Below are 20615 nucleotides of genomic sequence, written 5' to 3'. Positions count from 1 at the left end.
TTTGCGCCCCTATAATTTGGTGCAGCCAGAACTGTGGTTTCATTCAACCGCTCCTGCGACTCATGGCAAAACGGCAAATCTCGAACGCACCTTCCGCGCCCTGGATTTACAATCCGGCGCTCGACTTGATCGTGGGCTGCGGTGCGTGGTCGGCGCCCCTGCTACTGATCTCGTATTTCTCGCTGGCCTCCAGCGCGCGGATGTGGTCGGTGGTGTTCTACGCGCTGGCGCTGTTCTTCAATTATCCGCACTATATGGCGACGATTTACCGCGCCTATCATCGCGCCGAAGATTTCGAAAAATATCGCATTTTCACAGTTCACATCACAGCTTTAGTCATCGCAACGCTGCTGCTGTCGCATTACTGGCTGCGGCTTCTGCCCTGGATCTTCACGATCTATCTGACCTGGAGCCCCTGGCATTACAGCGGGCAAAACTACGGCCTGTTCATGATGTTCGCGCGCCGCGCGGGCGCCGATCCCGACAAGAATACGCGCCGCGCGTTATATGGTGCTTTCGTTGTCTCGTATCTAATTTTGTTCCTCGGCTTCCACACCGGAGCGTCGTCCGATCCGCTCTTCCTGTCGCTGGGAATTCCGGCGGTAGTCAGCCGCTGGGAGCAGATCATCCTCGGCATAGCGTTCGTCGTTCTGTCGGCGTACGGTCTTACGCGGCTGGCACGCGACACGGGCTGGCGAAAACTAATTCCGTCGCTCACGCTTTTTTCTTCGCAGTTTTTATGGTTCCTGTTGCCGGCGGCGATTTCTTTGATCAAGGGCCTGGAGATTCCGCAGAACCGCTACAGCTCGGGCGTGCTGGCGGTGATGCACTCGGCGCAATATCTCTGGATTACAAGTTACTACGCGCGCCGCGAAGCTTCGAGTGAAGCAGGTGCTGCGGAGAATGCAGGCCGAAACTGGCGTCCGCTGGCCTATTTTGGCGTGCTCGTCGTCGGCGGCATCGCGTTGTTCGTGCCCGGACCGTGGGTGGCGAGCCGCGCTTTTCATCACGACTTCACGGCCAGCTTCCTGATTTTCACGGCGCTGATCAATATTCACCACTTCATTCTGGATGGCGCCATCTGGAAGTTGCGCGATGGCCGCATCGCCTCGCTGCTGCTCAATTCGCGCGAACGCATTTCCGGCGCCGCATCCGAAGCGGGCGGCCAGTTCGCTGCCGCTTTGCGATGGCTGGTCGGTTCTGCTTCCGGCGCACGCTCCATGCGCATCGGCGCCGCGCTGTTGCTGCTGATCTGGGGCACGCTCGATCAGGCGCGTTACTATCTGGCCTTGCGCACCGACGATCTGCATGCTCTTGAGCGAGCCGCCGCGCTCGATTCGTTTGACAGTGCGGTGCAGATGCGGCTGGCGCACCGAGAGTTGCAAGAAGGTCATCCGCAACTGGCGGAAGCAGCCTGGCGCCGCGCGATGCAGGCCAATCCCGCCGATCCCGCGCCGCGCCAGGCGCTGCTGCAATTTCTGGTGGATCAGAATCGCTTCGACGAAGCCTTCACTCTGACCGAAGCGTCGCTCAAATACACGCCGAAGGATGCCAACTTGCTGGTCGACCGCGGACTGCTGGCCTTGCGGCGCGGTCACGCGGACGAAGCAATCGCCAACTGGAATGCCGCGCTGGCAGTCGATCCGACTCAAACGCTGGCGCACCTGTATCTCGCCGATGAACTCGATCGCGAGGGCAAAGCACAAGCCGCGGCGCAGCACTATGCCGCTGTTCTGGAGAGAATTGCGCAGCAACCGGCGCAGAATCGTCCCGCGCCGGAGCGCGTGATCGCAATCGTGTTGCGCATGGCCGATTGCCAGTCGCGATCTTCGCAAACCGACGCGGCCTTGAAATCGTATCGCATGGCGAAAATTCTTGCGGGCCGGACCGGCCAGCTCAAACTGGAGAGCGTAGCCGACCTGAATGAGGCGGAATTGCAAGCTAAGACCGGCAAACTGGATCAGGCGCTCGTGCTCTATCAAAACGCGCTGCAATTGGATCAATCGACCGGCGATGACAGTGCCAGCGCGCAGGACTGGTTTGCCTATGGCCGCTTTCTCGACGACGCGGGCTTTCCCGCGCGGCTCGTTTACGCGTGCTTAATGAAATCGGACGCGGTGGGCAAAAAACTTCCGCCGGCTTCAGTTCCGACGTCGCTCGCGGACTCTCTCGCCGCGAGTCGGCAGGAAATCGAGAAGCGGTTGGGCGTCGAAGCCGCAGCCATTCGTCGCGATCCAGAGCCAACTCTCCGAGAGGTCATGGCGCTGCGCCGCTAGGCATGAGAGGTTACTCATTCTGCGCCGAATTCGGCATCGCGCAAGGCAATTGACACTGCGATTGATCCTGCTCAACAATGAATAGATCCCTGCAATCTATTGAAGCTTCCTGAGGAGGAAGAGCGTATGGCCGATGAAGGCTATGAAGTACCCGTACAGCAGTCAAATGCCGGAAAGTGGATTCTGATGGTCCTGGCGGTTCTGGTGGTGGCGGGCTTCGGGTATGCGCAGTACGCGCAGCACCAGGACGTGGCCAAACTGACCCAAGATTTCGGCATCAGCCAACTCCAGGTAAAGGAACTGCAAAATCGGATGCAAACTGCGGAAGCCCAGGAAGAGACGCTGGCGAAACAGGCCGGCATGACTAAGAGGGAACTGGCGCAGCGCGCTGCTGAGTTACAAGCCGAACAGAAGGCAGCCTCCATCCGCCTGGAACAGGAACAGAAGGCGCAGATCAGTGCGGTGAGCGGAGAAATAACCGGTGTAAGAACGGATGTCGGCGGAGTGAAGACCGATGTCGCTTCCACCAAGGCCGACCTGGAAGCCACGAAAGCCAAGCTCCAGAGCACGATTGGCGATCTCGGCGTGCAAAGCGGATTAGTCGCCCATACCGCCAGCGACCTGGAAGTGCTGAAGCATAAGGGCGACCGCAACTACTACGAGTTCACTCTACTGCGCGGCGCCAGGCCGCAGCCGGTGTCGACGGTCAGCCTGCAACTGAAGAAGGCAGACACCAAGCGAGGTAAGTTCACGATGAATGTGACCTCCGACGACAAGACCATCGAGAAGAAAGATCGCAACGTCGCCGAGCCCATCCAGTTCTACTCCGGCCGCGATCACCTGCTATTCGAGTTGGTGGTGTGGACGGTGGACAAGAACAAAGCCACAGGCTACCTCAGTACGCCCAAGAGCGCGCCGGTTCCGGTGACGGCGAACTAAGGGCAATGGGTATCTAAGGCCATTGCAACGGAGAGAAACCCGGGGAAACAAATTTTAGGGATCGGGCAACGTTTGTCTTAGATGCACCCAATCTGGTGCAATCGCCGCAAGAAACCGACCCAGTGCGCCGTTCAGGGGTGCTCGCTCTGTTGAAAATAAGTCTAGTAACTACAGTTAAATCAATGACTTAAAAACGATCGTTAAACCGATTTATCTCTCCATTCTCGAGTGGCGAAAAAGCCATGCACCGCAGTGCGTCCCGGAACCTGCAACCGCGACTACGCGTCCAGGAATCGCGGGGCGGGCCATTTGCCGAAGCGACCCGCTCACTGAATTTTCAAAAACTTAATGCATACCGGTGATGCCACATCGAAAGTCTTTTCCGTGGGCGTCAGGTTACCCGTCGTCTGGTCGATGCGGAAGACTACGACGTTGTCCGACTTCTGATTCTCCGCGAACAGCAAAGCTCCGGTCGGGTCAATCTCAAAGTGGCGGGGTTCCTTTCCCTGGGTAGAAACGATTTCCTGCTGTGTGAGTTTTCCGGTCGCCTGGTCGATGGCGAAGACGGCGATGCTGTCGTCACCACGATTGGAAGCGTAAAGAAACTTGCCCGAAGGATGCACTTGAATTTCCGCGTCGTCGTTTCGCCCGCTAAAGTTTTTGGGCAGAGTCGTGACGGTCTGCAAGGATTTCAACGTTCCAGTTGCGGGATCGTACGAAAATGCCGTGACTGTGCGTCCCATTTCGGCGACTACGTATGCGAATTTCCCGTTGGGATGGAGCGCAAAATGGCGTGGACCCACGCCGGGGTCGAGCCTGGCGAATGGGGGATCGTTCGGCGTGAGCGCTCCCTTGGCGTTGTCAAACTTGTAGACCAGCAGTTCGTCAAGGCCGAGATCGTCGACCATGGCGAAGCGGTTGTCGGGCGAGAGGTCGATCGAGTGGGCGTGAGGTCCCTCCTGGCGCTGCGCGTTGGGGCCGTGGCCCGTGTGTTGCACGAAAGCGGACGCCTCGCCGAGTTTGCCATCGGCGAGCACGGGGAATACGGCGACGCTGCCCCCGGTGTAGTTCGCGACCAGCACATACGTTCCCGTTTTGTCGACGGTGATGTAGCAAGGATCGGCGCCGTGCGATGCCATTTCATTCAAAAAAGTCAGTTTGCCGGTGGAGCGATCGATCGCGAACGCGCTTACGCCTCCGCTGTTGGGTCCCTTGTAGTTTCCAACTTCATTCACCGCATAGAGAAATCGGCCGTTGGGGTGCAGCGCGACAAAAGATGGGTTTGTCGTTTCCGCGGCCAGGCCGAGCGGAGCGATGTCGCCGGTCGCGGCATCATAGCGGTAGGCGTAGATGCCCTTGCTCTTGCTGCCCTCTTCGGTGTAGGTGCCGACGTAGAAAAAATACTTGCCCGGTGCAGTGGCCGCGGCAGCGGCAACGGTTAACAGGTTGAGACTGAGCAGCAGCGTCAGTGCATGAAAAGAAACGCGAGTGATTTTCATAGGGTCAGCATAGGGGCTGCGAGACATTATGCAGCGAGACATTATAGAAAAACATTTCGCCAAAAACGTGCGGAGCATTTTCTGGGTGCGGACTCCGATCACTTGCTGCATACAACCGGCACGGTCTCGTTGTAGGGCCAGACCACTACGCTGGTGAGGGTGCGCCGGCTGAATTTATCGAGGGTGAGGGGAAAGACCACGATGATCGTGCGCATGACAGTCTCGCCGGGTTGCACCTTGGCTTCTGGCGAGAGTGGCGGCTGCGAGCCGACCTTCAGGGTGGGGAAGGCCTGGAAATAGCGATCGAAATCGACAGCCGAGACGGCGTCGGCCACGGAATCTCCGCTGGGCATTTTAATTGCGCTCTCCAGGCTGCGCACGTAGAGGGTTTTGTCGCTGGTATTACGCAGGGTGAAGGTGAGCGCCACCATGGTGGAATCCTGCCCGGGAATTTCGACGGCGGCCACATTGTCGAGCGTTCCCGAGGCCTGCGGCCGGGCTCGTTTTAAGAATGAAGCGATGAAGACCACGATCATGACGGCGAGAACGGCAAGCATGACGATTCTGGCGGGCGGCAGATTCTTCTTTGCCGTGCCATATTCTTCGCCGATGTTGATGGTTGGCCCGGCGGGCCGTGCGGGAGGTTTCGGTACGGGGCCGGGAGTCGGGTCAGTCATAAGTTATGCGGTGATTCTACAGTTATGCGGTGATTCTACGCTTGCTCTGCAGCAGACGCGACTTCGAGTGCGGTAAACGTCTTTGATTTCCTTCCATTCGCGCAAAAGCAAGAACTTGAACCGCACAGGACGCCAGGGAACTTTCTCACCGGGCATGCTTCATGGCTCTGGCGAATTCTTTTGTGGGCAGCGTGTTCAGCACGTCGTCTTTCGTCAGCCACGCGCGTCTTGCTTGCAGGACGCCGTAGCGAATTTTTTCCATGTGCGAGGTGTGATGGGCGTCGGTATTGATGACGATCTTTACGCCTTGCTGCTTGGCCTGGCGGAGATGAACGTCGTTCAGGTCGAGGCGGTCGGGATAGGCATTCAACTCCATGGCGACTCTGTGTTTCGCCGCCGCGGTGAGGACGGCGTGCATGTCGAAGCCGTAGGCATCGCGGCGAAGCTGGATGCGGCCGGTGGGATGTCCGAGGATGGAAGTGTTTGGATTCGCGATCGCTTTCAAGAGGCGCTCGGTCATCTTGGCCGGCTCCTGATTGAAGACCGAGTGCACGCTGGCGATGACGAGATCCATTTGCGCCAGTACGTCGTCGGAAAGGTCGAGGTCGCCGTCGGCGAGGATGTCGACTTCAATGCCGGCGAAGATGGTGATGCCGTCGATCTGCTGGCCAGCTTCGCGGATGCGCTGGATGTGGGCGAGGGCGCGGGTGTCGTCGAGGCCGTTGGCGAAGGCGAGATTTTTGGAGTGGTCGGTGATGGCCATGTACTGATAGCCGCGGGCTTTGGCGGCTTCGGCCATCTCGGCGATCGTGTTGCGGCCGTCGGTTTCGACGGTGTGCATGTGGACATCGCCTTTGAGATCGGATTGAATGATCAACTCCGGCAGGGCGTGATTCTGGGCGAGATCGATTTCGCCTAGATTCTCGCGCATCTCGGGCGGAATGTAGTCGAGCTTGAGCTTGGAATAAATTTCTTCTTCGGTTTTTCCCGCGACCGGCTTCTCATCTTCCAATGTTGCCAAGCTGTATTCGTTTAGCGTGTAGCCCATTTTCAGGGCGCGCTGGCGGAGGGCCACGTTGTGGGCCTTCGATCCGGTGAAATACTGCATGGCTGCGCCGAAAGATTCCGGCGGCAGCAGGCGCACGTCGACCTGGAGGCCGCTGCGCAGGTGAAAGCTGATTTTGTTGTCGCCGCTGGCGATGATGTCCATGAGCGGCGGATATTTTGCGACGTGGGCGATGGCCTGCTGGCGGCCTTCTTCGGTGGTGGTAGCCTTGCCAGTCACGAGGATATCGAGATCGCCGACAGTATCGCGGCCGCGGCGCAGCGATCCGGCGGGCGTAATCTTCTCGATGCCAGGGAAGCGCTGGATATATTCGGTGAGTTTTTCGGCCTCGATTTCGGCGGCGTCGATGAGGAAGCGGCCGCTGATGCGGCGATAGTCGGCTATGGCCTTCAGCAGCTTGGCTTCGTGCTTCTCGCCCATGCGCGGCAGTTCGCGGATTTTTCCTTCCTGCGCCAGTTTCTCGACGCCGTCGACGTCGCTGACTTTGTAGGCGCTCCAGATCAGGGCGATGGTCTTGGGGCCGAGGCCTTGAATTTTCAGCAACTGGAGCATCGAGGAGTGATATTTCTCGAGCAGTTCAGTCTGCATGGCGAGCTTGCCCGTGTCGAAAAGCTCCTTCAGATTGTTGAGCATGCCTTTCCCGATGCCGGGGATAGCGAGAACCTGCTTGGGGTCGGCGATCAGGCTGTGGATTTGTTGCGAGTGGTTTTCGATGGCCTGCGCGGCATTGCGGTAGGAACGGATGCGGAAGGAATCCTGCCCATCGATTTCGAGCAGGTCGGCGGTTTCGTAGAGGATGTTGGCGATGGCCTTGTTGTCCACGCGATAAAGATAAACAAGATTGCGACGCAGGGCTAGAGAGCCGGCGTTGGGCGTTGGGTCTAAAGCTTCGGCCTCGGACCTTCGACCTTATGCTTAGGTGGGATATTTGCCAACGAATAGATTTAGGGGACAGGACTGTGCATGCTACGCGGCGTTTCGTGCTACACACGACGACGCGCTCGTGCCATCGGATCCGAGTCGCGCGCTACGCAGCTTTGGTTACGTTCGCTGCTTGCGGACCCTTCTGACCCTCGGTGATTTCGAACTCCACCGTGTCGCCTTCCTGCAGGCTTTTGTATCCCTCGGAGGTGATTGCGCTGTAGTGAACAAATACGTCCGGTCCATCCGCGCGGCCAATGAAGCCGTAGCCTTTAGCGTTATTAAACCACTTCACAGTTCCTTTCATACGTTCCACGTAACAACCCCTATCTTTCTGCACGTCCTACCTTGGGGGTCGAAGGCGTGCCCGCAATAATTACGGACAATAAGATGCATTTTGGAAGGCTAAGGGTAGGCTGTCAAGGACGAACGTACGGCAAAAAAGTACGCAATAGGACATAAGAGAATCGAAATCTTGCGTCAGGCGTCAGGAGTGGGGCAACGGCATCCGCCGTCGGCGGTTTGCTCTGCACGACCTAAAGGACTCTCCACGGAAGTCGACTGGTTCATGGCGAATCGACGGCAAAACGCAGGTTACTCGCGTTGCTGGGAATGACAAACACACACAGTGCCGAGGTGGCCGAGGTCTGAGGTCCGAGGTCCGAAGTCCGAAGTCTGAGGGTCCGAACGCCCGAGTCAGCGAGACATGTGATCGAGCCAGAGGACGGAGGCGATGGTCTTGGCATCCTGAATAGTGCCGCGGAGGACCATGCTTACCGCTTTCGGCAGCGGGACCATGCGAATGTGGATGATTTCGTCTTCTTCGGGCTGCGCTTCGCCGGCTCGAAGGCCGGTGGCCAGGAAGACCGACATGGTTTCGGCGACGAAGCCGGGGCTGGCATAGAACTTCAGGATGCGCTTCCACTTGCGGGCGTTATATCCAGTTTCTTCCAGGAGTTCGCGCTTGGCGGCGGCGAGTTCTTTTTCGCCAGGATCGATGCGCCCAGCGGGCAGCTCCCATAGATATTCGTTGGCGGCGTGGCGATATTGGCGCTCTAGAAGGATGCGAGGGGCTGGGGCGGAATCGTCGACTGCCAATACCACGACTGAGCCAGAGTGATGAATGATGTCGCGGCGAACGCTTACGCCGCCGGGCTCCTGAACGTAGTCGGTGCTGACCGAGAAGACTGGACCGCGATATACGGTGCGGGAGGAGACGATGCGGGCTTTGGGGGAAGACGATTTCGGCATGGAAATAATATAAAGCAGGCGTCGGAGGTTAAGCGCTGGCGTCAGACCTCGGACCTTTGACCTCGGACTTCAGATATCGGGCCTCACGCCTTGGGTTCTTGGATTTTGGAGCGGGGGCGGTGGACGCCTAGACCCCGGAGTCCGAAACCTGAGGGCCGATCCCTGACGCCCGTTTTTCCTGCTATGCTGCCCGGCATGGCGAGGCCGCGGATCGCGATTGTGGGGGCGGGAAGTTTTGGGACGGCGCTGGCTCCGGCCCTACTGCGGGCGGCATATTCGATTGCGGCGGTGATTGCGCGGTCCTCGGAAAGGTCGCCTCGGACGGCATCGTCAACAAAGGCGCAGAGGCTGGCCGCGATGGTTGGCGCTCACGCGTCATACGATCTCTCGGGAGTTTCCGCTGATGTGATCTGGTTTTGTGTGCCGGATGGCGAGATTCGAGCTGCGGCACTTGCATTGAGTCAAACTCCCCGCCGCTTCGACAAGCTCAGGGTAGGCTCTTTCGCAAAGAACGCGAGAAGAACGGGGCAACCGGAGTTTGAGTGGGATAAGTTCGATTGGAAGGGAACTGTGGCGCTGCATTCGAGCGGGGCGCTTAGCAGTGACGAACTCAGCGTGCTGCGCGAGCGCGGAGCGGCGGTAGCGTCGGTGCATCCGTTGATGACGTTTGTGCGAGGGGCGACAGGGCGACGATCATCTATGCGAGAGTCGCGCGCGCTGGCCGGAGTTCCATTCGCGATCGAAGGTGACGCAAGCGCGGTGCGGATGGCGCGGAGACTGGTGAAAGACCTGGGCGGAATTGCGTACGCGATTCGCAAGGACGACAAGGCGGCGTATCACGCGTGGGGGACGTTTGCCTCGCCCTTGCTCACGGCCCTACTGGCTACGACCGAGCACGTGGCGGCATTGGCGGGAGTGAATCGCAGGGCGGTGAAGCAACGGATGCTTCCGATCCTGCGGCAGACGTTGGCGAATTATGCGGCGTTCGGCGCGGCGGACGGGTTCAGCGGGCCGATGGTGCGCGGCGATGTAAATACGGTAAAGCGGCATCTGAAAGTGCTGCGCGGAATGCCTCCTGCTCGCGAAGTGTATGTGGCATTGGCTGGCGCAGCCTTGGAATATCTTCCGGTCAAGAATAAGAAGTCGCTGAAGCGGATTCTGGATTCGGCGCGGGAGTGACTTGGCGGGACGCGGTTCGGAGTGTCCAGGCGAGCAGCGCCAGCACGGCAAAGGGAAGCGACGCGGCGGTGCGGATAGGCAGCGAGAAAACTGGAGTGGAATCGAAGATCGCGGGCGGTATGAACGGTCGCAGAAGGATCAGCGCGAATGCCGCGAGCCACGGCCAGAACAGAACCAGGCCGCCGACCAATAGCAGGAGGCTCGGGACAGGAGCGTTCGCCCTGCACAATCCGCTTTGGCGCGCCAGCAGCAGAATTCCCGGGAGAAGAATCAGGTGATCATAGACCGCCTGGCCGGGGAGGATCGTGATGGTTGTGATCGAGAGCAAGAGGCTGAGGGTGAGAACGAATGCAAAAGAATTAGCAGCCGCCGCACGATAGCGCCACGCCAGAATTATCGCGATGACGATAGACGCCGCGGTTAACAAAAGCGTTGCAACCGAGGACCAGTGTGGTCCTAATGGGGAAGTGAGAACTTCCGTGACCAGAGGCGGGCGGGTGTAGTGGCGGTACGCGAGAACGGTACGGGCCCAGGCTTCGATCCAGTGAGGCATCACGGCCAGAGATGCGCCGACCAAGAGAGTCAGCGTAGAGAAGAATCCGGTCGCGAAGCGGTTGCGGGCTTGCCAGTTATTGAGAGTCCACAAGAGAAGATAGACGATCGCAAGCAGAGTCACTTGCGGCTTGATGGTGGTGATCGCCATGAGGATTCCGGAGAGCAGAAAACGGTTTCGCTGGAGCGCGAGGATGGAAGCGGCAAGCAGGAACGAGACCAATAGTCCCAACTGAGAGGCGAACAGGGCTTCGAGCGCGGGATAGCTGCATAGCGTGAGAAGAAGAACGACGGCGATCCAGTTCCAGGTGAGGGGCCAGTCGAGGACGCGCAGCCAGAGCATTACACTGGCGATCGTGAGGGCGGCGAGAACGCAGACGATCGCCGCGCGGATGATTTCAAAGGGCAACTCCGCAGCCGGCCAGAACAATAAATCGGCGAATGCGGGGTAGGGAAATACGCGGCGGTCGATGGGATCGCCGGGACGCGCGATATCGAGCGGGCGGCCATAGAGGCCGACCTGGATTTCGCGGGTCATTTCTGGGCTATAGAGATCGCGTCTTCCCCGCAGCAGTTCGCGGGAAGTGAGCCAGACCTGATAGAAGTCGTTGCCGAAGGAATATCCCTGGCCTAGGCCCTCCGCGGTGCGCACTGCGACGACGCGGGGCATGAAGAGTCCCTGATGATAGTAGAGCATGGACGCGGCGCCGATCAGGGCGAGGAGAAGCGCGGAAGGCGAGGACCAACGATTTTTAGAGTTGGGCATTCGTGAAAGGGAGTCAGCGAATTAGAGCATGGCGGGAGGATTCGCGCAAAAAAGTAGGGCTCGATAAGGTGGAAGATGGTCGAGCTTGGCTCGACTGGACAGCCGGGGGCGGCTGTCCCCACATAATCCTCGGTGGGTTCTCCACATAAATCTTTCTATGAAATTCGACATCAAGGGTAGGCTAGGTGAACAGGTGGCCGAGTTTTTCTTTCTTTGTCTTCAGATATTCTTCGGCGTGGGGGCTGGGAGTAACTTCGCAGGGGACGCGCTCGACTACTTGCACTCCGGCGCGTTCGAGGGCTTCGACTTTTTCTGGATTATTCGAAAGCAAGCGCACGCGCGTGACTCCGAGCGATTTCAGAATTTCGGCCGGGAGAGTGAAGTCGCGGTAGTCGTTTTTGAAGCCGAGGCGTTCGTTGGCTTCAACGGTATCGAGACCGGCGTCCTGCAACTCGTAAGCTTGCAGTTTGGCCATCAGGCCGATGCCGCGGCCCTCCTGCTGCTCGTAAATCAGGATGCCGGCGCCTTCCTCGGCAATCATGGAGAGCGACAGTTCAAGCTGCTGGCGGCAATCGCAGCGCAGGGAGTGAAAGACGTCGCCGGTGAGGCATTGAGAGTGGATGCGCACCAAGGCGGGCTGCGACTTGACGTCGCCCATCACTAGAGCGACGGCCTCTTCGGGATTTCCCGCGGCGTTGCCGCCTGCTACGCCGCGGAAGCCGTAAATACGGAACTTGCCCCAGCGGGTGGGGAAGTCGGCGGACGCGACCTGTTGGATTTTGTTTTCTCTCACTCCGATATTGATTATAAGGGGATTATTAGGGCTCTTAATTTTATGGAGCGAGAACAAAGCTTTAAGCGCAAAGCATGCCAAGCAAAGGTCGCAAAGGACGCGAAGGCGTTTGGGTTCGAAACCGGTGCCTTACGATGCGGCGCATTGCGGAATTTGCTAGCCGCGGGCGTGGAAGGGAAAGATCGCGTCCTGCTTCGATGAGATGGGGGCGCCGTTGCGTGTGGCGGGTTGAAAGTGCCAGTTGTCGAGGGCGGCTAGACATTTGGTGTCAATGTCCGGGCCCAGGCTTTGCAGCACGGTCTTGCGGACGATTTCACCGCGTTGGTCGATGGTTATTTCGATCACTTCGTTACCGGGGGAGTCGGGCAACTGCCACGGATAGACCACGGGATCGGAGGTGGCGATGGGAAGCGCGGGACGGACTTCGTCGCCGAAGAACGATCCGCGATTCAGGGTTCCGTAGGTTGAGCCGGCCTGCGCGCCGTGACCGAGCGCGGAAAGCGTTTGAGTTTGGGAATTGTCGGCAGCAGGAGTGCGGGCCAGCGGATTTTGCGGCGTCGCCAGTTTCGCCTGCTGTGCCGGAGCTTTGAACGTCAATTTCTCGTGGCTCAGGCGTTGATGGCGGAAATGCTCGATCGCGCTGTCGGGAGAGCTGTGGGTGCTGTCGTCGGGAAATTTGCTGGACCAATACAGCCGCGTGACGGATTTGCCGTTCTGACCGGATGCGACGGACGTCGCCGTGAGTAGCCTAGGCTCGGGACTATGCAGCAACCAGGCCAGGACCAAAGCGTGAAGACCAAGCGAACCGACTCGCAGCCAGCGCTGCCGGCGGGCGGTCGCGGGATTGAGCTGGGCAAACATTCTTTCCGGGCTGCGATTTCCGAACTGTGCTCTGAGTTGCGATTTTTTTAGTCGCGGAACGAACTTTATTGATCCGCCACTTTCTGGCGTTGCTTAGTGTTAGTTAGACGTAAGTGGCGGGATTTCGTCAAGCGGATTTTGCGGAATGCCAGCACTTGGCGCAGCGGTTACGCCGGATGCGGTTGGTGCCGATTCTGGATCGCTGATAAAATAGTCGAGCAGTTCGACAATCCATCCTGCACGTGGGGCTATAGCTCAGTTGGGAGAGCGCGTCGTTCGCAACGACGAGGCCGTCGGTTCGAGCCCGACTAGCTCCACCATTCAAAATCCCGCATAAACACTGGCGATTTCTCAACAGAAGAGATGTGTGCTCAAGCACTGCTCAAGAATGCTGTTATTGCGATTGTGAATTGTCCTGCAGGGGTGGTTTGGTCCCGAATTCCAGTTCGGTAACGCGCCGTTCCAACTGAGACACGCGTTCGTCGATGAGCGGGATCGCTTTCAACCGCAGGTTAATGGCATTCGACCAGCCCTCGAAGCCTCGTAAAAGATGAGTTTCGACGTTATGTATCCGCTCAAGGAGTCGTGCTTCCATGCCATCAAGCGCTTCCTTTAATTCTCGATCCATAAGTTGATTATACTGCCGAATCCATACCTTTCCTACGGTGTTGCGTTGTTGTCCAGCAGAAGCAAGAAAAAAAACCGCACAGCATGGCGCTGTGCGGTGAGATGGGGTTCCAAAAGGGTGAAACGAAATAAAAAACTGTGGCTTACGCTTTGGCGAATTTGCGGCGCATCATCCCGGCCAGGCCGAGCAAGCCGGTGCCGAGCAGAGTCATGCTGCCGGGTTCCGGAACCGGGCTGTAGCCGATGAACTCCTGGGGCCCGGAGCCGGGTTTGCCGCCCGCCGGGGTGTAAAGCACCAGTCCGCTGAACTGGCCGTTCGAGGCGGTTCCGGCCAAGGCCAGATAAGTGGAGTCGGTGGCCGCGCCGCCGTAAGTGGTGAAGAGCGCGTTATTCTGCGCGTTCGTGGAGAACAGTCCCCATACCGCCCACTGCGCCTGCAGCGTAGTCAGATTGCCGGCCAGCATGCTCTTGAAGATCAGGCCAGCGGCTTTGTAGTCCAGCGTCATCGACGGGCCGAACATACTGTTGGCAATGCCTTGCAAGAACGGAGTGGCGGTCGCGGTCCAGGTCTCGCCGCGATAAATGCTGTTGTCGAAGCTGTCGCACATCAGCGTCGTATAGTTGTGGCTGCCGTTGACCGAGAAATAATAGGCTTGATTCTGATATTCGTAGGTCAGGGTCACGGACTTCGCGAAAGCGGCGTCGGTCAGAACCAGCGTCATGAGCGCCACAAACAGGGCCAGAGAAGATCGCATAGAATTTGCCTCCAGTAGAACAAAGTGGCTGTCTCCCCAGGCATTTCGACAGCGGAATGCTCGTTTTTTTTTACCTGGGGGAGAATTTGCTGAAGACCGTAGGGGTTCGGCCCAGCTTTCTGGTAGCGCCGTTTTAGGGGAACGGCGGAAAACAATGGCACGGAGGTTTTACTACCGTAACCGAGGCGATAGTACCAAGGTTTGGATTTCAAGGGGAATGGCCCATTCGTGGTGTTACCTTGGTAATCGATATTGTGTAGGCTTTCGGGTGAGTGGCGTAGGACGAAATCCGGAAAGCGAGTTGAAATCGGATTCGAGCCATTCCCTATTTGGTACTGTTTGGGGTTGTGGTACTCCTCAGGCGAACATATTTTGTGCAAATGCTTGCACTATCTGGTAGCATTCTCGCAAAAATCACACAGACTTTCCGTGGGTTTGGCGGGGAGTTGAACCGTTCGCAGTGGCATTCAAACTGCATCTCGAAAGGCAAGGGTAAGTGTACATCGGTCCATATCCCAGGTGACCGGGCGCGAAGGTGGGTAGCAGTTGTTGAATCAAGGGGAAGCAGGAAACGTTCGGAGGATGGTCCGGCGGCGTCCGACCAGTCGGCATCGCCGGAATCGTGCGGTGCGGCGTGTTCTGTTGATAGTCTTCGTCGTGGGCCTCGCCATCGGGTTTTCCTCTCTCGCGCTGCCATATTTAAGTCCCTATTTAAGTCCCTCGCACTTCCGGGCATCGCGTCCTGTGAAAGCAGTTCACCGGGTGGACGAAGCCGACCGGACTCTCTGGTTGCAAGCCGAACAGGAATCGGATGGGATGGCGGAGAATGGGATGGCGGAGAATCGTCCGGTATATCCCTATTCCGTGGTTCCGGGCGGAGTGAAAGATGCGAAGGAGTTGAAGTGGGCGGCAGCTCATGACCCAGTGGTCGCGGCCCATTATGCCGGATTCGACTACGACCACGCTCGCGTGGTGCGTCTGGTTCTGGCCCGCACCGTCTATGTTTCGTATCGCATCGGCAATAAGATTTATTGGATGCGGCACCGGATTACGCTGAAGAAGGGCGAAACCATTATTACGGATGGCCAGATGATCGCACGCACGCGCTGTGCGAATCGCGTGCAAGAAATGCCCCAGCAGGCGACGAGCGAGTCGGAGCCACCCGCGGCAAAGTTCGAGGAACCGATTCACTCCAATACCGGCACCGCGATCGCGGGTCCGCCGGTCCCATTCCAATCCGCATTGCTGAATCGCCGGCCCGCAGCGGGACTAGGACCTGCCGCACCCTTAAGTTTGGTGGATCCGTTTGGAATGGGAACGATGATTCCACTAACTCCGCCGCCGCTTCCTGGGATCTGCGGAATCGGGAAGAACAAGAACGGTAGCGTGACCATCACGAAGAATAAGAAAAAAGGGAATCCTTGTGGCAACGGCGAGGGCGGTGGAGGAGAGGTTCCTGAGCCCTCGACCTGGCTGCTGGTCGCTTCCGGCTTGGCCGTGATGTTATGGACGAGTCGGCAAAGACTGGCCCGAATGTAGACTCTGGAAAGCTCAAGCACAAAGGACATGGAAGATAAAACGGGAAACCTGGCGCCTTCGTGTTTGTGTCCTTCTTGGTTTCAGCCTGTGTTTCAGCGATTCTACTTCGAGCGCGTTTTCGATGAGACGATGAGATCTGCTTAATCCTGTAGTTCTAGTACCAACGTAAGTCCCCCCTCTGATCATCGCGGTAATAATCGCGCTACAATCGCGCTAGAACCCACGAAAAACAAGCCCGCGAGCAGGCATTTCATGCATATCGTTTCGCGAATTACTCGGAGTCGACTGATGCTGGCGGGAGTGTCTCTGCTCGCGGCGTCTTTGGCGATGGCGCAGAGTTCAGTTCGTGCAGTCAAAGTGCTGGGCGCTAAAGACGTGGTTGAAATTGAAGTGGACGCCAGTGACAGAATCGTCCCGGAGACGCGGGTGCTGACTGGGCCGGATCGCTTGGTTGTCGATTTTCCCAATGCCGTTCCCGGAAAGCAGTTGCGCAGTCAGTCGGTGGATCGCGGCGAAGTGAAAGACCTGCGCGTTGGGTTGTTTCAGGCGAAGCCTCCGGTGACGCGGGTAGTGTTGGACTTAAAAACCGCGCAGTCGTATCAAGTGTTTCCGAACGGGCGCACGGTCATCATTAAAGTTATGGGCGGCGCAGTGCTGGACGCCTCGGCGGGAGCCGGCAACTTTCCTGCGGACGGGGCGTCTGCGGACGGGATATCAGCGGACGGGGCGCGGCGTCCCAGCCTGGTGACGGCGAACTACACCACGCGGGCGGAGCCGGTCAGCGTTCTGAATTCGGTTGAGCCGGTGGTGGATATTACGTATCGCGACGGGATGCTCGGGATCAGGGCGAACAAGGTGACGCTGGCGCAGGTTTTATATGCGGTGCAGCAGCGCACGGGAGCCGAGGTTTCGATTGCGGCCGGTGCGGAGCAGGAAAAAGTTGTGGCCGAGATCGAGCCCGCGCCTGCGCCGGAAGTTCTGGCGCGTCTGCTGAATGGCTCGAAATTTAACTTTCTGATTCTGAGCGCGGTGGACGATCCGGCGAAACTGGATCGCGTGATTCTGAGCGCTCGGCCGGACGGCGGGTACGTGCCGCCGCCTGCTCCAGTACTCGCGCAAAACCAACAACAAAATCAAAACGAAAACCGCGAGGATGAGCAAGCGCCGATGAGTCAACCGGGCGCCCGCCCGCCTGCGTCCGAGCAGGTTGGGACTCCTCCCTCGCCGGAAGCCAAAGCGACTGAGGAAACTACGCCCGATTAGTAAGTCTTACTTTCCAGGAAACCAGAGCAGAGGGAATTCGCTGCGCTGCCGCTATGGTGGCGTGATCAGGCGGATCGGCACGGGAGACGTTCCGGTGATGGGGCTGGCGCTCACGATCGCGCCGCTTCCGCTATTTCCGCACCCAGCTACGTTCAAGACAGTAACCTGGATGTTTCCGTACGGGTCCACCGCGTTGATGAATACCTGTAGGAAGCCCACGATGGTGACGCTGGTCGTTCCCGCCGGATTAAGAGCAAAAGGTGGAGAGTCGTCAAAAATCGGGAGCGATACAATCGAATTGCTGCTGGTGACTGGGGCGCCACTGATTCCCAGCGGATTGTTGATTCCGGCATTGATCTGGAATGGAAAGACTGGAGGCGCCGCGTAATTAACGAATGTGTCCTGGCCATTAGGGGGCGAGTCGCCGGGGTCTCCTTCGCCAATCAGGCACTGCACGCCGTTCGTGACATCCTGCGAAACGCCAAGATTTTCGCTGAGGTCAATCATGGGCGCATTGCCAGCGGTGTTTTGCACGCCGCATTGATATTGAGTGGACTGATCGCAACCACCGATCGCGGGTTCGTAGTCGGGACTGCCGCCTGCTCCGACGTTGGCGCAAGACGGGACTGCGACCGGAGAGTACGCAGCTTGCCCGGGAACGTACAAGAGATTGGGTTGAGGCTTGAATTGCACGCCCGGGGGAGGAAGATTTGCCTGAGGATTGCCTATTGGTAATGGAGAGCACGCCCCTGACGGCGCTCCGGAATAACTGCAATCGGGCACCAGCCAGAATGTTTCTCCGATCACACCCGTATTTCCTGCCGCCGTGATGCCATTCAAGGTAATTCCTGGGTTCTGGATCGAGCCGTCCGCAAGGCCGACAAGTTTGTTGCACGCGGTGCCTGTAGGAGTGCAGAAGGTTCCTATCCCGAGGAAAGGGAAGCGAGGATCTTGATTAGGAACCATCCAGGGCTTCACGCAGCTTGGTTGCACAGGGATGATGGTACCGCCGGCAAACGTTCCGGAATTGGAGGGATTGTAGGCCTCGGCCACGGCGGTGGCGCTGACCGAGTTTCCGGTGCTTCCCCAGATGCGGGAGAAAAAAGTGGGCAGGCTGGCGCGGGTGAGGACCACGGTTACCTGGGGATTCACAGCGAAGGCTGGGGGCATGGCGGAACAGTCGGCTCCCGAGCCTCCGGCGGCGGAGTAGGTCACGCTAGTGGAAGTGGCTACGGTGCCTCCGACGGCGCTTTGCGTTCCGACTGCAATGGCGGCCTGACTAGCGGGACTGCTGGGCCCGCCGCAAACCGCCTGCCACGAGAGATCTGAGTTGTTGGTGTCGCCGGTCATGCCGGAAAGCGAGATGACACGGGCGGCGGCCAGGGCCGCGGCGTCGGCGGCGCGTTGCGCCTCTTCGCGCGCCAGGTAGAGCGTAATCACATCAATCGAAAGGGCGGCCATGGCAATAATGGCGACCATGGCAATCGCTACCAGCACCATGGTGATGCCTTGCTCGCGGCGGCGAGATGGAACAGCAGTTCGCGATTTGCGGGTTCTATTAAGGACGTTTTTTTGAACGATGGGCGGCTTCATGCGGTTAATTCTCGTTCATGGCTACAGAAGACACGGTGACCGCCATGGGCAGCGCCATGGTTGATCCAAGAATACTGGCCACCTTGCCGAAGCGCCACTGATAGGCATACGAAATACTTACGCAGGTCGAGACGATAGCGGTTTGCGTTCCGCCCACGGCCTGGACTTGGGTACAGGTCGCATTGGCCGTCTGGGTAGACGTGCCAGGAATGAAGTAGTAGCCGCGGTTGATGACAATGGTGAGGCCACCTGAAGGGCAGCCGTTGCTTGTCCCTGTGTAAGTCCACGTCAGGCCGACAGTGCTGCTGAGGGCGGGAGCGCAATCATTTATGTTATTGGCCAGCAGGTAGCCGTCGACTGTGGCGAATGCATCGATGACCGAGGCGGGCGGAGGAGTCGCGGCTGTTCGTACATCGCCCGCGGGATCGGCGGCGGCGATGCGGGCGGCATCACGCGCGATGTTGGTGAGTTTTTGTTTGAACGTGAAGGCATTGCTGAAGTCGAAGATGCCCACGACGAACAAAACCAGCAGGGGCAGAGCCACGGCGAATTCCACTAATTGCGCGCCGACTTCGTCCTGCAACGTTTTCTGCGTCTCTCGTTTCCCCGGCTTTCTTTTGGAGGAGGCAAAAATTCGAGGCGAGCGAATCGACATACCTCGCATCAATGGGTCTCCAGACGCACCCGCGCGGAAGCTTGCAGATAAATTTTTTGTTTGTTCAGCGAAGTGAACGGCAGCCAGAACTGGAAGGGATATTGGAAGGTGACGGAGATGCCGCAGACGCCAGCACCCCCGGCGCCCGATCCGGACTGATTCGTCAATTGAACCGGGAGTTGCACGCAGACGTTGCTGCTTACGTTGGCGCACCCCGTCGAACCACTGCTGCCGATGCAAGAGTTGAACGCTGGCGGCGTCGAGGAATACGGCGGCACTTGGTTGATGTCGAGCTTGGAGGCAGTCAGGGCGGTTTGCGTGGCCGTGACTGCATTGGTGGCATACTGCGTCAGCGTGTTGCTGCCGTTGCAGGTGGCGCAGTAGGGCAGGGCTCCGGCGCGCGCGCCTTCCTGGGCGGCGCGGGTGATGGCGCCATAGATGCTGAAGGCCTGCCCGAACCAGAAAATTCCCAGCAGCATCATGAACATCAATGGGAGGACGGCGGCGGCTTCGGCGATCTCGGCGCCGCGGATTTCAGTAGCGAGGCGGCGGGCGTGGATAAGAATGTCAGGTTTCATCGGAAATCGCTTTCAGGGTCGGCCGCGTATGCAAATAGCGGGTCCCTCCACTGCGCATCCCCTGCCCTTCGGGAATGGGATGCTTCGGTCGGGATGACAATACAATCTAAGCCGGGACGACAATACAATCTATAGCCGGGATCACAAGTCCAATCTGTAGTCGGGACGACAATCTGTAAATGTTTTCGGCACTCTCGAGGATTGGCATAATCAGGCCGCGATTTTGAGTTTCCAGAGAATTCCATAGAGCACCACCGAGAGCGCCAGCGCCACGCCGTAAGGGACTTTCAGCGAATCCGGATTATCCAGCGTAACCCGCGAACCCGGCAGCCGGAAAGTTACCAGCGAAATCAGGATATGCCCGATATTGCGCAAAGTTTGCCGCATGCGTCTCTTGTAGATGATGAGCGCGACCGCCATTACTCCTGCCACAAAGACTGAACCTAACAGAACATCGATCAGCAATCCGGGGCCGGTGAAAGCTCCGAGTGCGCCGGCCAGCTTCCAGTCGCCCGCACCCAGACTGCGCAGCAGCACGAACGGCAGCAGCAACGCCAGGCCGACCGCCGCGCCCAACAGGGAAGTCTTGAGCCCGCTCCAGCCGTTGAGTGCGGTGTTCGAAACTATTCCGATCACTAGCCCCGGAACCGTCAGCCAGTTCGGAATGCGTCGGCTACGCAGGTCGGTCCAGCCTGCGATCATCGCCAGAACTATAGCCCCCGCGAGGATGATCGGCCTCAAACCGACTCCAGGCCGGGCCACGCTTCGCCACTGGCGCTGTCCTGCTTATATCGAAAAAAATCCATGTTGAGATAGTTCGGAAAG

At 58.4% G+C, this 20615-nt stretch carries 19 protein-coding genes and 1 tRNA gene; 6 read left to right on the top strand and 14 right to left on the bottom strand.

Features of this window, described 5'->3' with window-relative positions; genetic code table 11:
- The first annotated feature begins 62 nt into the window (after nucleotides 1-62).
- Both VGM18_06010 and VGM18_06005 read left to right on the top strand, forming a co-directional pair.
- Nucleotides 63-2276, top strand: coding sequence for a hypothetical protein (locus VGM18_06010; GenBank protein ID HEY3972538.1), 2214 nt, complete (start codon nucleotides 63-65; stop codon nucleotides 2274-2276).
- A 126-nt stretch (nucleotides 2277-2402) separates the two neighbouring features.
- A complete protein-coding gene (locus tag VGM18_06005; protein ID HEY3972537.1) occupies nucleotides 2403-3215 on the top strand; it encodes a hypothetical protein in 813 nt (270 codons plus the stop codon).
- Nucleotides 3216-3541: 326 nt separating this feature from the next.
- On the opposite strand, the gene VGM18_06000 is transcribed toward VGM18_06005, so the two are convergent.
- From VGM18_06000 to VGM18_05980, 5 genes are all read right to left on the bottom strand, one after another.
- Nucleotides 3542-4714 (bottom strand): lactonase family protein, encoded by a 1173-nt coding sequence (locus VGM18_06000; protein ID HEY3972536.1) that lies wholly within the window; start codon nucleotides 4712-4714, stop codon nucleotides 3542-3544.
- Nucleotides 4715-4812: 98 nt separating this feature from the next.
- Nucleotides 4813-5391: a hypothetical protein gene (locus tag VGM18_05995; protein ID HEY3972535.1), complete on the bottom strand. Its 579-nt coding sequence runs from the start codon at nucleotides 5389-5391 to the stop codon at nucleotides 4813-4815.
- A 145-nt stretch (nucleotides 5392-5536) separates the two neighbouring features.
- On the bottom strand, nucleotides 5537-7279 hold the full coding sequence (polX, locus tag VGM18_05990) for a DNA polymerase/3'-5' exonuclease PolX (GenBank protein ID HEY3972534.1): 1743 nt from the start codon (nucleotides 7277-7279) through the stop codon (nucleotides 5537-5539).
- Between the two features lie 205 nt (nucleotides 7280-7484).
- Complete coding sequence (locus VGM18_05985) at nucleotides 7485-7685, bottom strand: cold shock domain-containing protein (GenBank protein ID HEY3972533.1); 201 nt, start codon at nucleotides 7683-7685, stop codon at nucleotides 7485-7487.
- Nucleotides 7686-8074: 389 nt separating this feature from the next.
- The gene (locus VGM18_05980; protein ID HEY3972532.1) at nucleotides 8075-8629 is read right to left on the bottom strand and encodes an NUDIX hydrolase; all 555 of its coding nucleotides are present in this window, start codon (nucleotides 8627-8629) and stop codon (nucleotides 8075-8077) included.
- 195 nt (nucleotides 8630-8824) lie between these two features.
- Between VGM18_05980 and VGM18_05975 the strand changes: the two genes are divergently transcribed.
- The gene (locus VGM18_05975; GenBank protein HEY3972531.1) at nucleotides 8825-9808 is read left to right on the top strand and encodes a DUF2520 domain-containing protein; all 984 of its coding nucleotides are present in this window, start codon (nucleotides 8825-8827) and stop codon (nucleotides 9806-9808) included.
- Here VGM18_05975 and VGM18_05970 read toward each other — a convergent pair.
- The 3 genes from VGM18_05970 to VGM18_05960 all read right to left on the bottom strand — a co-directional run bounded on the left by VGM18_05970 (nucleotide 9759) and on the right by VGM18_05960 (nucleotide 12780).
- Nucleotides 9759-11126: a glycosyltransferase family 87 protein gene (locus tag VGM18_05970; protein ID HEY3972530.1), complete on the bottom strand. Its 1368-nt coding sequence runs from the start codon at nucleotides 11124-11126 to the stop codon at nucleotides 9759-9761. The two genes, VGM18_05975 and VGM18_05970, sit on opposite strands and share 50 nt — an antisense overlap.
- 181 nt (nucleotides 11127-11307) lie before the next feature.
- A complete protein-coding gene (ribA, locus tag VGM18_05965) occupies nucleotides 11308-11919 on the bottom strand; it encodes a GTP cyclohydrolase II (protein HEY3972529.1) in 612 nt (203 codons plus the stop codon).
- Between the two features lie 156 nt (nucleotides 11920-12075).
- A complete protein-coding gene (locus VGM18_05960) occupies nucleotides 12076-12780 on the bottom strand; it encodes an energy transducer TonB (GenBank protein HEY3972528.1) in 705 nt (234 codons plus the stop codon).
- A 244-nt stretch (nucleotides 12781-13024) separates the two neighbouring features.
- Here VGM18_05960 and VGM18_05955 point away from each other — a divergent pair.
- Nucleotides 13025-13100 (top strand) — tRNA-Ala (locus VGM18_05955).
- A gap of 74 nt (nucleotides 13101-13174) precedes the next feature.
- On the opposite strand, the gene VGM18_05950 is transcribed toward VGM18_05955, so the two are convergent.
- Both VGM18_05950 and VGM18_05945 read right to left on the bottom strand, forming a co-directional pair.
- The gene (locus VGM18_05950; GenBank protein ID HEY3972527.1) at nucleotides 13175-13408 is read right to left on the bottom strand and encodes a hypothetical protein; all 234 of its coding nucleotides are present in this window, start codon (nucleotides 13406-13408) and stop codon (nucleotides 13175-13177) included.
- A 142-nt stretch (nucleotides 13409-13550) separates the two neighbouring features.
- A complete protein-coding gene (locus tag VGM18_05945) occupies nucleotides 13551-14162 on the bottom strand; it encodes a PEP-CTERM sorting domain-containing protein (protein HEY3972526.1) in 612 nt (203 codons plus the stop codon).
- Nucleotides 14163-14906: 744 nt separating this feature from the next.
- Between VGM18_05945 and VGM18_05940 the strand changes: the two genes are divergently transcribed.
- Together VGM18_05940 and VGM18_05935 are read left to right on the top strand one after the other, a co-directional pair.
- The gene (locus VGM18_05940) at nucleotides 14907-15701 is read left to right on the top strand and encodes a PEP-CTERM sorting domain-containing protein (protein HEY3972525.1); all 795 of its coding nucleotides are present in this window, start codon (nucleotides 14907-14909) and stop codon (nucleotides 15699-15701) included.
- 288 nt (nucleotides 15702-15989) lie between these two features.
- On the top strand, nucleotides 15990-16964 hold the full coding sequence (locus tag VGM18_05935) for an AMIN domain-containing protein (protein HEY3972524.1): 975 nt from the start codon (nucleotides 15990-15992) through the stop codon (nucleotides 16962-16964).
- A gap of 51 nt (nucleotides 16965-17015) precedes the next feature.
- On the opposite strand, the gene VGM18_05930 is transcribed toward VGM18_05935, so the two are convergent.
- The 4 genes from VGM18_05930 to VGM18_05915 form a co-directional block, all read right to left on the bottom strand.
- Nucleotides 17016-18464: a pilus assembly protein TadG-related protein gene (locus VGM18_05930; GenBank protein ID HEY3972523.1), complete on the bottom strand. Its 1449-nt coding sequence runs from the start codon at nucleotides 18462-18464 to the stop codon at nucleotides 17016-17018.
- A gap of 97 nt (nucleotides 18465-18561) precedes the next feature.
- Nucleotides 18562-19212, bottom strand: a complete 651-nt coding sequence (locus VGM18_05925) for a TadE family protein (GenBank protein ID HEY3972522.1) — start codon at nucleotides 19210-19212, stop codon at nucleotides 18562-18564.
- 8 nt (nucleotides 19213-19220) lie between these two features.
- Nucleotides 19221-19790: a TadE/TadG family type IV pilus assembly protein gene (locus VGM18_05920; protein HEY3972521.1), complete on the bottom strand. Its 570-nt coding sequence runs from the start codon at nucleotides 19788-19790 to the stop codon at nucleotides 19221-19223.
- Between the two features lie 210 nt (nucleotides 19791-20000).
- Nucleotides 20001-20531 carry a prepilin peptidase gene (locus VGM18_05915; GenBank protein HEY3972520.1) on the bottom strand — a complete coding sequence of 177 codons (531 nt, stop codon included), beginning with the start codon at nucleotides 20529-20531 and terminating at the stop codon, nucleotides 20001-20003.
- Between the last annotated feature and the right edge of the window lie 84 nt (nucleotides 20532-20615).

The organism is Candidatus Sulfotelmatobacter sp., assembly GCA_036500765.1.
Classification (GTDB): Bacteria; Acidobacteriota; Terriglobia; order Terriglobales; family Acidobacteriaceae; genus Sulfotelmatobacter.
The sequence above is the reverse complement of the archived record's forward strand: the minus strand, read 5'-3'. Positions and strand labels throughout refer to the sequence as shown.